This is a genomic window from Cryobacterium sp. Hz9, assembly GCF_004402825.1.
In the GTDB taxonomy this organism is placed as follows: Bacteria; Actinomycetota; Actinomycetes; order Actinomycetales; family Microbacteriaceae; genus Cryobacterium; species Cryobacterium gelidum.
Window position 1 is genome coordinate 243,512 of record NZ_SOFC01000021.1, and the last position, 12,553, is coordinate 256,064.

General features: G+C 66.9%; 9 protein-coding genes. 5 read left to right on the forward strand and 4 right to left on the reverse strand.

The features are described 5' to 3' along the window. Nucleotides 1–53 precede the first annotated feature (53 nt). Nucleotides 54–338, forward strand: a complete 285-nt coding sequence (clpS, locus tag E3N85_RS10950) for an ATP-dependent Clp protease adapter ClpS (RefSeq protein ID WP_134463102.1) — start codon at nucleotides 54–56, stop codon at nucleotides 336–338. Beyond that, complete coding sequence (locus E3N85_RS10955) at nucleotides 335–922, forward strand: DUF2017 family protein (RefSeq protein ID WP_134463104.1); 588 nt, start codon at nucleotides 335–337, stop codon at nucleotides 920–922. Before clpS ends, E3N85_RS10955 begins: the two co-directional genes overlap by 4 nt. Here E3N85_RS10955 and E3N85_RS10960 read toward each other — a convergent pair. After that, complete coding sequence (locus E3N85_RS10960; RefSeq protein ID WP_241978439.1) at nucleotides 904–2,397, reverse strand: NAD(P)/FAD-dependent oxidoreductase; 1,494 nt, start codon at nucleotides 2,395–2,397, stop codon at nucleotides 904–906. The two genes, E3N85_RS10955 and E3N85_RS10960, sit on opposite strands and share 19 nt — an antisense overlap. 267 nt (nucleotides 2,398–2,664) lie before the next feature. Between E3N85_RS10960 and E3N85_RS10965 the strand changes: the two genes are divergently transcribed. From E3N85_RS10965 to E3N85_RS10975, 3 genes are all read left to right on the forward strand, one after another. Beyond that, a complete protein-coding gene (locus E3N85_RS10965; protein ID WP_134463106.1) occupies nucleotides 2,665–3,486 on the forward strand; it encodes an FAD binding domain-containing protein in 822 nt (273 codons plus the stop codon). 35 nt (nucleotides 3,487–3,521) lie between these two features. Further along, nucleotides 3,522–6,353, forward strand: coding sequence for a molybdopterin cofactor-binding domain-containing protein (locus E3N85_RS10970; protein WP_134463188.1), 2,832 nt, complete (start codon nucleotides 3,522–3,524; stop codon nucleotides 6,351–6,353). A 72-nt stretch (nucleotides 6,354–6,425) separates the two neighbouring features. Beyond that, the gene (locus tag E3N85_RS10975) at nucleotides 6,426–7,016 is read left to right on the forward strand and encodes an NTP transferase domain-containing protein (RefSeq protein ID WP_241978440.1); all 591 of its coding nucleotides are present in this window, start codon (nucleotides 6,426–6,428) and stop codon (nucleotides 7,014–7,016) included. Between the two features lie 9 nt (nucleotides 7,017–7,025). Here the strand turns inward: E3N85_RS10975 and E3N85_RS10980 are convergent, their stop codons facing one another. The 3 genes from E3N85_RS10980 to E3N85_RS10990 form a co-directional block, all read right to left on the reverse strand. Then, nucleotides 7,026–8,339, reverse strand: a complete 1,314-nt coding sequence (locus E3N85_RS10980) for a glycosyltransferase (RefSeq protein WP_134463108.1) — start codon at nucleotides 8,337–8,339, stop codon at nucleotides 7,026–7,028. Next, nucleotides 8,336–10,573: a glycosyltransferase gene (locus E3N85_RS10985; protein ID WP_134463110.1), complete on the reverse strand. Its 2,238-nt coding sequence runs from the start codon at nucleotides 10,571–10,573 to the stop codon at nucleotides 8,336–8,338. The genes E3N85_RS10980 and E3N85_RS10985 overlap by 4 nt, the downstream gene beginning before the upstream one ends. Nucleotides 10,574–10,979: 406 nt before the next feature. Continuing rightward, a complete protein-coding gene (locus E3N85_RS10990) occupies nucleotides 10,980–12,374 on the reverse strand; it encodes an OFA family MFS transporter (RefSeq protein WP_134463112.1) in 1,395 nt (464 codons plus the stop codon). Nucleotides 12,375–12,553: the final 179 nt, after the last annotated feature.

Here is a 12,553-nt window from a genome sequence, read left to right on the forward strand (position 1 = left end):
GCAAGTATGACCCCGCGGTGGAAAACCCGGCGGGAGCGTGTGAGGCTTAAGGGGTGACCAAGACTGCCGAACACACCGAGCTGCGCGAGGAGGTGTCACTCGACCGACCGTGGGTGACCCTGGTCTGGGACGACCCGGTCAATCTCATGTCGTATGTCGCCTACGTGTTTCGCAGCTACTTCGGAGTCACCCCCAAGCACGCCGAACGACTCATGCTGCAGGTGCACAACAACGGCCGGGCCGTCGTGGCTACCGGCAACCGTGAATCGATGGAACGCCACGTCGAAGCCATGCACGGCTACGGTCTCTGGGCGACGCTGGCCAAGGCGGAGGAATGACCGTCATGCGGTGGTTCACCATGCAGGAGTCCGGCGTGCTGCTCGGCCACTTCGAGCCGATCGAGGCGGACCTGCTGGGTCTGGCCATCACGCAGCTGTTGGAGATGCTCAATGCTGGCTCCGCTGACCCGGAGCTCGCGGCCAGTGACGCAGTCTTCGGCCGGCTGCTCCCCGACGCCTACCGCGACGACGACGAAGCGGCGGCTGAGTTTCGTCGCTTCACGGCCCCCGGTCTCCTCGAACGCAAGGCGCAAAATGCCCAGGTCGTGCGGGACTCGCTCGGTGTCAGCGAGACCAGCGAAGCGGATGCCACCGGCCCGGGCGCTGCTTCGGCTTCGCGCGCGAACCCAGACACCGACACGAACACCGATGATCGCCAGCCGATCACGATCCCGCTCGACCCCGACACCGTGCAGGCCTGGCTGCGCAGCCTCACCGACCTGCGGCTGACCCTCGCCGACCGGCTGCAGATCTCCCCCGATGGTGACGTGCACCTGACGACCGAAGACATGCCTTTTTTGCGCGAACTCTACGAATGGCTCGGGATGCTGCAGGAGGAACTCGTCTACGCGATCGACGTGTGAATGAGGGGTATCGGTGAGCGATCAGCGTGCTCGGCCAGCAGAGCCCGTGCAGCGAGTCCGATCACTGCGCTGTAGGTGGGGTAGGCGAACCGTACGTTGGCTAGCGTAGCCACATCGATTCCGGCGGCCATTGCCGTAGTGACGGATTGAATGACCTCCACGGCGTTCTCGCCGACCGAGTGGGCGCCAAGAATGAGCTCACGCCGGCGGTCAGTGATGAGCTTCAGAAATCCCCGTTGGCGATCGTCGATCACCGCGCGATCCAGGAGCGAATAGGGCACCACCGCTACGACGCAGAGCTCGTCGCGTTGCCGGGCCTCAACCTCGGTCAGGCCGACACCTGCGTAGTCGGGATCGGTGAACCCACCCGCAGGAAGCAAGTGATGCGGCGAGCGCCGGGTGGCGTCCAACACGGCGTTCTCGGCTGCGGCCTCTCCTTCGAACTGTGCGGCCTGCACGAGCATGTCCCGGCCGTTGGCATCGCCGACGGCGAAGATGTGCGGTACTGAACTGCGAAAATCCGCATCGACCGGGATAGACGAACGGCTCGTGACCACGCCGGCTGTTTCGAGGCCGAGGTCGTCGACATCCGCCGGCCAGCCGGTTGCCATCATCACCGCGTCGAAGCTGCCCGCTACGGTGCGGCCGTCCTCGTGCCAGGTCAGCGTGATCGAGCCGTCGGAGGCTCGTTCAAGCCCGCCGATTCCCTCAATGCCGAGGCGAAGCGCGATGCCCTGCTCGACGAAGGCGTCGGCGACGGCCTGCGAGACGGACTGATCGGATGTGGCGAGCACCCGGTCTGCGACGTCGAGCAAGGTGACAGCGGAGCCGAACGAACTGAACACGGTGACCAGCTGCGCACCGGTGTTCCCTCCGCCGATCACGGCGAGGCGCACGGGAATGCTCGGCAGGTCGAGTACGTGCTCCGGTACCATCGCGAGTTCGGCTCCCGGCACGGGCAGACGTCGGGAATGACCACCCACGCACACCAGCACTGCGCCGGCCGTAATCGTGCGCCCCGTCTCGAGCATGATCGTGGACGGATCCACAAAGCGGGCGCGCCCTTCGAGAATGAGTTGAACGCCGGCGTCGGCAAAGCGGGTCGCCTCGTTTTTCAGTGACCGCACCCGGTCGACGGTCTCCCGGACGCGGGCGACCGTGGCCGGCCAGTCGATGGGGCGTTCAGTCACCGAGATGCCATACGCGTCGGCGGTTCGGATCTCCCGCATGAGCCGCGCTGTTTTGGCGAGCACCCGGGTGGGCACGCATCCGGTATTCACGCACGTGCCCCCGAGGCGATCAGACTCGCAGATGGCGACGGATGCCCCGAGCTCGGCGGCGCGCAGGGCTGCAGCAGTCCCCGCCGGGCCGGCACCGATCACCACCACGTCGAAATGGTCGGGAACGCGTGCGGATGAGTCGGTAGTCGGGTTTGCGATCGGCATTGTGTGATCGGGGGTTGGGGCAGCGGTCATCTCGGTCTCCCACCGTCGAAAGGTGACTAATCCTGACATCGTCGGCTGTGAATCGACCGGTTTCCGAGTGGCGACGGCAGTCTCAACCGGGTACCAGCGCCGGAGCAAATGCACGGCTCCCACGCGGTAGTATTTGCCAAGACTCGGCGTGGGCTTCGGCAGAACATCCGACACGCGCTCGGGCCCTCAGACCGTGCGCCCAGAGCCGCTCGCACGGATGCGCCACCGCCTCTCAAGGTGGCTCCACGGCATCCGACGGAGACAACCATGGACCTCAACACCGTGACACACGTCATCCCTGCTCGTCAGCGCAGCGACCTCGACGCGCTCGGGCCGACCGTCGTGCCGCTGGCCGGCGGATCCGAGCTGTACGCCGACCCGCGCACACATCTCACCGGTCTCATCGACCTGCAGACCTTCGACTGGCCCGCCCTCACGGTGACCGACGATGGTCTCGTTATCGGTGCGACCTGTACGGTGGCCGAGCTCTCCCGGCTGCCGCTGCAGAACGGCTGGGCGGCGCATCCGTTGTTCTATCAGTGCTGCACGGCCCTGTACGGCTCCTTTAAGGTGTGGAACGTGGCGACGGTCGGCGGTAACCTGGCCACCTCCCTCCCGGCCGGCCCCATGATCACCCTCGCGGTCGCGCTCGACGCCGAACTGCTGGTCTGGCGGGCTGACGGTAGCGACGACGTCGTGCCGGCCCGCTCGTTCGTGACCGGCGACATGACCAATGTGCTCGCCGACGGCGATGTTTTGCGCTCGATCCACGTGCCGCTCGCCTCGCTGCACGCGCAGACGGCCTATCGCAAGATTGCCCTGTCGCCGCTCGGGCGCTCGGGCGCGGTGCTCGCCGGACGGCTCGACGCGGTCGGTGCTTTCGTGCTCACGGTGACGGCAGCGACGCTGCGCCCGGTGCAGCTGCGCTACTCGGCGCTACCCACCGCCCACGTCCTCGCCCGCGATATCAACACGATCGACTGCTGGTTCACGGATGCCCACGGCGCCGCCGACTGGCGACGCGCGATGGGTCTACTGCTCGGCGAAGAGATTCGCGTCGAACTCGAACTGGCCGGAGGCCGCGCATGACGCTGGAACAGGCGAAAATCGAAGAGACCGGCGCCATGACCTTTGAGGTCAATGGCACCCGGGTCGAGGCGACGCCGGCTCCCGGCCAGTGCCTGCGCACCCTGCTGCGCGAGCACGAGCACTTCGAGGTGAAGAAGGGGTGCGACACCGGCGATTGCGGCGCCTGCACGGTGCAGGTCGACGGCACGCCCGTGCATTCCTGCATCTACCCGGCGCACCGGGCAGTCGGAAAGCAGATCACGACGGCGGCCGGTCTCGGCCAGCCCGGCAACCTGGCCCCGATACAGCAGCGCTTCGTCGACGCTTCCGGCTTTCAGTGTGGCTTCTGCACTCCGGGCATGATCGTCACCGCCGCCGCCATCGAAGCGGATGCCGCCCTGGCCGTCGACGACCTGCCCCGACTGCTGAAGGGAAACCTGTGCCGGTGCACCGGCTACCGCTCGATCTCCGATTCGATCGTCGGCCAGCACACCCCGCCGGATGGGTCCTGCCACACCGCGCCTGGGCACGAGCACGCCGAGGCGTCGAGCCTCGGGCCGGTGCGGGCGACCGGACGCACTCGGGATGCGCGGGGCGCCGGTCTGGTCGGCACCTCCCCCGGCGCGATCGCCGGGGAGCGCGTGGTGAGCGGCCTGGAACCGTACACCCTCGATGTGGCCATCCCCGGTCTGCTGCACCTGGCCGTGCTGGGGAGTCCGCATGCCCACGCACGCATCCGCTCTCTGAATGTGGCGAAGGCTGCAGCGCTACCGGGCGTGCACCGTGTGTTCACCCACGCCGACTCCCCCACGACCCTGTTTTCGACGGCGCGGCACGAGAGCCGCTTCGACGACCCCGACGACACCCTGGTTTTTGACCAGACCCTGCGCTTTCGCGGGCAGCGGGTGGCGGCGGTCGTGGCCGATTCGGTGGCGATTGCCGAGGCGGCCTGCCGGCTCATTGACGTCGAATACGAGTTGCGGGACGCCGTGTTCGATCCTCGACTGGCCGGCGCGCCCGGCGCGCCGCTCGTGCACGGCGACAAGGACCCGGTCGTCTCCCGCCTGGCCGATCCGACCCGCAACCTCGTGGCCGAGTTGCACGGCGAATTCGGCTCCGTCGACGAGGGCCTCGAGATGGCGACCACCATCGTCTCCGGTCGCTGGCAGACCCAGCGGATCGCCCACACCCACCTCGAAACCCACGCCACGATGGGCTGGCTCTCCGGCGACCGGCTGGTATTGCGCACGAGCTCGCAGGTTCCATTCCTGGTGCAGAAGGAGATCTGCCGCCTGTTCGACCTCGACCCGGCCGGAGTGCGCGTGTTCACCGCGCGGGTCGGCGGCGGCTTCGGGGGCAAGCAGGAGCTGCTCACCGAAGACCTCGTCACCCTCGCCGTGCTCAGCACCGGGCGCCCGGTGCAATACGAATTCACCCGCACCGACGAGTTCACCATCACGCCGGTACGGCATCCGATGACGATCGATGTGACCGTCGGAGCCCAGGGCGACGGCCGCCTCACCGCCCTGAAACTGGGCGTGCTCGCCGACACCGGCGCTTATGGCAACCACGCGCCCGGCGTGATGTTCCACGGTACGAGTGAATCCGTCGCGCTCTACAACGTGCCCAACAAAAGAGTGGATGCGCAGAGTGTGTACACCAACAATCCCCCGTCGGGTGCCTTCCGCGGCTACGGCCTCGGCCAGGTCATCTTCGCGATAGAATGCGCGCTCGACGAGCTGGCCCGCGAACTCGGCGTGGACCCGTTTGAGCTGCGCCGACTGAACTCGGTGCGGCCGGGTGACCCGCTCGTGGTCACCCATGAGGAAGGCCCCGACCTCATCTTCGGCAGCTACGGCCTCGACCAGTGCCTCGACCTCGCCGAAGCGGCACTGAAACGCGGCAATCGGGCCGTCGTCCCGGTGGGGCTGCAGTGGCGGGTCGGCACCGGCATGGCGTCGTCGATGATCGCCACCACGCCGCCACGCGGGCACCGCTCGCAGGCATCCGTTCAGCTCGTGGCGGGCGGCCGCTATCTGGTGCGGGTCGGCACCACCGAGTTCGGCAACGGCACCACGACCGTGCACGCCCAGATCGCCGCGACGGCGCTGCACACGACCGTGGACCGCATCGATCTGCTGCACTCCGATACGGATGCCGCCGGCTACGACTCCGGCGCGTTCGGCTCGGCCGGTGTCGTCGTGGCGGGCAAGGCCGTGCTCGCCGCGGCGACCGCGCTGGCCGAAACGCTCGTCGAAGCCGCGTCGGCGTGGAGCGGACACGGCTTGACCAGAGGAACCGATACCGGGACCTGGCAGCTCGAGCACGACGGGCTGCGCGCCGTGGAGTCAGAGTCCGAACTGGTCTCGCTTGATACCCTGATGCACTGGGCCACTGCGAACGACGTCGACCTGACCGCCGTGCGCCGCGAAGACGGGGCGCTGCGCTCCCTCGCCTTCAACGTGCACGCGTTTCGGGTGGCCGTGAACACCGCGACCGGCGAGGTGCGCATTCTGCAATCCGTTCAAGCCGCCGATGCCGGCTTCGTCGTGAACCCTGAGCAGTGCCGCGGGCAGATCGAGGGCGGCGTCGCGCAGGCGCTCGGTACCGCCCTGTTCGAGGAGGTCGTGCTCGACGGCGCCGGAGCCGTGACGACACGGGTGCTGCGCAACTACCACGTGCCCCAGCTCGTGGATCTGCCGGTCACCGAGGTGTACTTTGCACAGAGCCACGACGTGCTCGGGCCGTACGGTGCCAAGTCGATGAGCGAATCGACCTATAACCCGGTCGCGCCGGCGCTGGCCAATGCGATCCGCGACGCTATCGGCATCCGTCCCACGGAACTGCCCATGTCCCCCGACCGCATCTGGCGGCTGTTGCACGGCTGAGCGGCAGCCTGGCTCCCCAGGTTCCCGACCTCCTGCGCCCGGTGACGGCCCGAAAACCCTACGATGGCAAGCATGCAGATGCCGCCGTCCCCGCCCAGCGGTGTCGCCGGGCTCGTGCTCGCCGCCGGGGCTGGTTCGCGCTTCGGCCAGCCCAAGGCACTCGTGCGCGACGCAGCCGGGCGATCCTGGCTTCAGCACGCCGTCGAGGTACTGACAACTGCCGGATGCTTTCCCGTGATCGTCGTGCTGGGCGCGCGCGGGGCCGAGGCCGCGGCCCTGCTCCCACCGGCGGCATCCGTTCTGGTGGTGCAGGCTGCCGACTGGGCCGACGGCCTCTCCGCCTCCCTGCGTACCGGTCTGCGCTGCGCCCTCGATCAACCCGATATCACGGCCGTGGCGGTCATTCCGGTGGACGTGCCCGACCTGAACGCGGCAACGGTCACTCGGGTGATCGGCACGAACAGCCAGCCAGGCGTCTTGCGCCAAGCGCGGTTTTTCGGCCAACCGGGCCACCCCGTCGTGATCGGCCGGGCGCACTGGGCGCCGCTCATCGCAACTGCAGCCGGTGATTCCGGCGCCGGTGCGTACCTGAAGGCGCACACGGCTAGGGCGGTCGAGTGTGGCGACCTCGGCACCGGGGTTGACGTCGACCGGCCGGACTGACCAGGGAACCTAAGCCCGAGACGGCACCTTGGTGAGCGCCGCATGGGCACGCGACGCTCCAGACTGCAGGGTGAGCAACACCGACAGCGCATCGAGGCGCGCTCGCGGGTCGCCGGCGAGGCGCAGCATCCGCTCACAAGCGCGCCGTAGATCGAGGATCGTGGCGGTGTTGGGGGGCAATGAGGTGCCGAACCCCGCCGCATCGAGGGCGGCCGCGCCGGCGAACTGGTCGGTCGAGAACGGAAGCACGACCAGCGGCACCCCGGCGGTCATCGCCTCCGTCACTGAATTGTTGCCGCCGTGGGTCACGGCGAGGACGGCTTCCTGCAGGAGGCGCACCTGCGGAAGAAAAGCGCGCACCAGCCAGGAGTCAGGAATGCGCCCGAGTTCACCGGGGTCCGTCGCCCCGACAGCGATGGCGACCCGCACCGGCAGGTCCTTCAGAGCTGCGGTAACGCGCGCGAGCACATCGCCGCGCACCGACAGAAAACTTCCGAAGCTGACGTACACCACGGGCAGGGAATCCTGATCCAGCCACGCCTCAACCTCGGGGTCGACGACCTCGGACCGCACGGCAGAGCCGAGAAACACGTGTGGCGGCAGCGCAGTCGTGCGCGCCAGAGCGTGCAGTTCGGCCGGGTAGTTGAGTAGCAGCACGTCGCCGCACTCCTGGAAGGCGTCCCGGCTCGGCGCCGCTGCCGGGTCGAGCTCCAGCAGGGCGTCGTTCCACTGGGCGGTGAACGCATCGCGCACAGCCTCGCACTGCAGCTCGAGCAGGGCCAGCTCGGTAACTTCGGGCGTGAACACGGCGGGCCAGGCGGGCGGGTAGCCGTAGACCTCCACGCCCACCGGCAGCGCCGACGGATGCCCGAGCACCACGTCCGCGTGCGCGACGCCCGCCGTGAGCAGCCCGAGCCGGGCGCTGAAGGCCAGGTGGTCGACGATCACCTGGTCTGGACGCACCCGGGCGACGATGCGCTGCACCTCGCGGGCGACCTGGACCGGGTTGAAGAGCAGATCACTGCTGCGCGCCTCGGCCTGAAACCGCAGGGTGTCGACCATGCCACGGCGGGTCGCATCGAAGAAGCCGCGCAGGGCGTCGTCTTCACCCGCAGGCTGCTGCTCGACCCGGATGGTGCCGGGGTTGGAGCCGCGGCCCAGTTGCAGATTTTCCCGTTCGAACCCGAAAGCGGCAACGATATCGGCCGTGGCCGGTCCGCTCGCGACCACCACGCGTTCCCCGGCTTCTGCCCAGGCGGTACCGAGCGTGGCGAGCGGATACAGGTGCGAGGCGTAGTCCGGGCTGATGATCAGGAGCGTCATGAGACGCTCAGTTCCCAGGAAACCGGGTCGATCGCCACGGCGACATCGTGGTACACCACCGAGAGGGTGCTGGCCATTGCCTCGATCGTGAAATCGGCGGCGACCATGGCGCGAGCCCGCGCGGCGTTTTCCCCGCCGTGCACCCCGGCTGCCAGGGCGAAAGCGTGCGTGATGCCACGAGTCAGTGCAGAACTGTCTCCGGTGTCGACCAGAACGCCCGTCACGCCCTGCTCGATGTACGTCGCCGGTCCGCCGCCGTTGGGGGCGACCACGGTGAGCCCCGTAGCCATCGCCTCGAGCAGCGCAATTCCGAACTCCTCTTTCATGCTCGCGCAGACATACACGCCGAACGGGGCCGCAAGGCCCGGCCGACCGTAACGGACCGCGGCGAGCCAGCGAGCGACGGTGTCATTGGCACGATGACCGGCCAGCAGCAAGCCGTGGGCAGCGGAATCGGCTAGAGCACCTCCAGCCACGGTGCCGGCCATGCGCTCCAACTCGCTAGCTTCATCGAACGACGGATGTTCCAGGTCGCCGCCCACAATCAGCAGATTGCAGCGAGCCTGTAGTGCCAGATCGGTGTTCCACGCCTCGACCAGGACGGCCATGCCCTTGACGCGGTGCAGACGTCCGACGCTGACCAGCAGCGGCAGGCCGCGTCGCAGGGGCGGGAGGGTGCGGAGCAGGGTGTCGAGCTGGTCGAACGCCACGGCGGCAGGTTCCAGCGCGGTCCGGGCGTGGGCGTCAGTGCCGACCAGCAGGCTCCCGCCGGTCAGTCCGAGCGATCCGAGCGCATCGGTGCGGGAACGGTCGATCACCGCGAGGTCGATGCCTTCGGGAATGACGGAATGCCGCTCAGGGTGCGCTCCGACGTCGATGCCGATCAGCCGCTCAATGTCTTGCTGCAGTTGCGGTCGCGGAAACAGCACGGTGTGGGCGGCATCGGCGGCGAGGCGCTGTACGAGACGGGCGCGAAACCAGAAATGTTCGATCGCATCGACGGCGCCGAAGTTGGCCCGGGTGAGAGCGCCGCTCGATTCGAGCGAATCGATCACGCCGTGCGGGTCGGGCGCCACGGTGAATACCACCGGAATGTCCAGGTCGCGAGCCACCGTCGCCGCGGCAAGGCTGCCGACGTCGGCCATGCGCAGGTGGATCGCGTCGACCTCGCCGGCCGAGCGCAGAATGCGGCGAATACCACGTTCGGCCGCGACCCGACGCGGCCACGCGTCGATCGACGGTACCGCACCGCCCACGAATGGCACCGTTGCGAAGGAATGCGCCGGCGTCGAACCGACACCGGCTAGACCGTCCAGGGCCGATTCGGGGGTTCCGCGCGAAATGGTGATCACCCGGTTTTCCCCAGCGGAGCCGGCAACAAGAGCATCACCGAGCCTGACGAGCAGGGTCGCGATGCCGCCGTTGTCCCCGGCACCCACCTGGGAGAGCTCACCGTCGATGTCGGCGTGCAGGAATAACTGGGCAATCGTCGTGCCCTGATTCCACGTCTCCCGGGAAGCGGTCGTCGCCGTCAGGTCGAACAGGGCCAGGCGCGCGACGGCGGCGAGGTCGCTTGCCTCGTTGTCGGGAGAGCGGGCATCCGTTTCTGAGAGCGCACGCAACAGTGACACCACGGCTGTGCTCGGGGCGCGGTCACCCAATGCCGCGACGGCAGCGACGCGGGCGTGCAGATTCTCGGTGTTGTCGGTGGCTACGCGTCGTAGCAGACGTTCCGGGACCCGGCCGGGAATGAGGCCGATGGTCTCGACCAGTCGGGCGCGGGCGGGCGCCTCGCTGATGCCCAGAAGAGCGCCCTCGAGGAACAATCCGATTTGGGAAGCGGCCGAGGAGCCCCACTGTCCCAGGGTGCGCTGGGCAAGCATTCCGGTGAAACCGCCTCCGCGAACGAGCGTCACCAGGCCTGCTATGGCGTCGTAGCGTGGCAGCCGGGTACCGAGCGCCCAGGCCGCGTGCTCGCGCAAAAACGCCGAGTCGTGGTGCAACAGGACGACGAGAACGTCATCGGCAGAATTGTCGAAGACCTGGGCGAGGGCATGCACCGCCGCGATGGCAGTGAGTTGGTCGCTCGGGTCGGTCGCCGCCTGGGCCAGCAGTCGCACGGCCCGAGCCCCACCGTCGCGAGCGGCCGCGACCGTGAGATCGTCGGCCCGGCGAATGCCTTCGAGGATAGTGGCAGCAGCACGCTGCTCGTCCAGGGCGGTGTGGGTAGCCACGGGCATCTCCTCCCCGCGAAAGTCTCCGCGGATCGATCGCGGTGATCCGGCACGCCGCGAGTGAACTTGGGTTGATCTCGGTCGATCCACGCCGGGAAAGAAATGTATAAATCTCAAATCTTGCACACAAACTGCGCCCGGATCAGAAGTAGCTAACCTAGCTAGCCATTACCATTCGCAATCATTGCATGAATGGCAGCCGCGAAGCTGGGAGATTCCGTCATCGGCGCCACACGGAGATACAAAAATAGAGTCACGCTCCAGTGATTGGAGCGTGACTCTATCCTTTTAGTTTCGGGCCGTTGGGCTTAGCCGAACAGCGCCGTTACCTTCGCGAGAGTTTGATAAACACCGAAGGCCAGTGGAATACCCACCAGCGCCCAGGCTCCGATGATGCGGACAGCCTTCATGCGCGTGCCTCCCCCACTGTTACGCCGACACGCGGCTTTTCTGGTTCGTGATAATCGGCATCAACCGGTCGCACGAAAAGGTTCGCGACAAAGCCGACGACGAGCAGCCCGACCATGGTGAGCAGGGCCGGCTGATAGGCCGCAGCGGTCAACTCACCCGGAGCCCCCTGCGCGTCCAGGAACGAATTCACGATGAGGGGCCCGGCGATACCGGCCGCCGACCAAGCCGTCAGCAGCCGGCCGTGGATAGCCCCCACCTGGAAGGTTCCGAACAGGTCGCGCAGGTAGGCCGGTACGGTCGCGAAACCGCCACCGTAGAACGAGATGATGATGAAAGCCAGAACAACATAGAGCGCTGTCGTGCTCGATCCAACGAGGGCCAGCAGCAGGTACAACACCGTACCGACGCCGAGGTAGACCATGTAGATGTTCTTACGCCCGGTCTTGTCCGAGGTAGCCGACCAGGCGAAACGTCCACCCATGTTGGCCAGTGACAACAAGCCCACAAAACCGCCGGCAACGGTCGCCGAGACCAGTGAGTTGCCGTCGTTCTGCCGGAAGAAGTCCTGGATCATCGGTGCAGCCTGTTCGAGAATGCCGATGCCGGCCGTGACGTTGCAGAACAACACGGTCCAGAGCAGCCAGAATTGGCGGGTTCGAATGGCATTCTTGGCCGAGACATGGTTACTCGTGACCAGGGCCTTGGTACGCACCTTCGACGGATCAAATCCGGCCGGCACCCAATCAGCGGCCGGAACCTTGATCGTGAACGCGCCAAACATCATGTACGCGAGGTAGACCACGGCCAGGGTGAGGAAGAGTTTACCCACGGCATCACCGCTGGCCACCCAGTTCTCTGCCCCGGAGTTGGGGTCATAGATGCCGAGCAGCGCCGTCGAGACAGGGCTGGCGATGAGCGCTCCGCCTCCGAAGCCCATGATCGCCATGCCGGTCGCGAGGCCCGGGCGGTCCGGGAACCACTTGATGAGCGTGGAGACCGGCGAAATATAGCCGATACCCAGCCCGATACCGCCGATGACGCCGTAGCCGACGTACACCAGCCAGAGCTGATTCGTGAAGATTCCGAGCGAACCGACGAGGAATCCTCCCGACCAGAACAGAGCAGCGACGAACATTGCTTTGCGCGGCCCGTTCGTGTCGACCCAGGTGCCCATGACTGCCGCAGACAGACCGAGCATCACGATGGCGATCGAGAAGATCACCCCGATCTGAACCAGGCTGGCGTCGAAGTGCGCCACCAGCGCCGTCTTGTAGACGCTTGTGGCATAGGCCTGGCCGATACAGAGGTGAACGGCGAGTGCGGCCGGCGGAATGAGCCAGCGATTGAATCCTGGCGGGGCGATGGTGTGGTCTCGATCGAGCCAACTCATGGAGGTGTCCTTGCTGCGGGGGGCGAATAACGACTTTGTTGTGCGCGTCAGCGTGCCAACGGTGACCGTGAAAATACTACGCGACGGGATCTGCAATATCTGCGGATAGAAGACTATACGAACGTATCGAAGGAATTGTCGTCGAAATCTCTACCCATTTCGCGGATCGGGGGTATTTC

Coding starts and splice junctions, on each gene's coding strand:
- E3N85_RS10955 (WP_134463104.1), top strand. CDS start 335: ATGACCGTCATGCGGTGGTTCACCATGCAGGAGTCCGGCGTGCTGCTC.
- E3N85_RS10960 (WP_241978439.1), bottom strand. CDS start 2,397: ATGACCGCTGCCCCAACCCCCGATCACACAATGCCGATCGCAAACCCG.
- E3N85_RS10965 (WP_134463106.1), top strand. CDS start 2,665: ATGGACCTCAACACCGTGACACACGTCATCCCTGCTCGTCAGCGCAGC.
- E3N85_RS10970 (WP_134463188.1), top strand. CDS start 3,522: ATGACCTTTGAGGTCAATGGCACCCGGGTCGAGGCGACGCCGGCTCCC.
- E3N85_RS10975 (WP_241978440.1), top strand. CDS start 6,426: ATGCAGATGCCGCCGTCCCCGCCCAGCGGTGTCGCCGGGCTCGTGCTC.
- E3N85_RS10980 (WP_134463108.1), bottom strand. CDS start 8,339: ATGACGCTCCTGATCATCAGCCCGGACTACGCCTCGCACCTGTATCCG.
- E3N85_RS10990 (WP_134463112.1), bottom strand. CDS start 12,374: ATGAGTTGGCTCGATCGAGACCACACCATCGCCCCGCCAGGATTCAAT.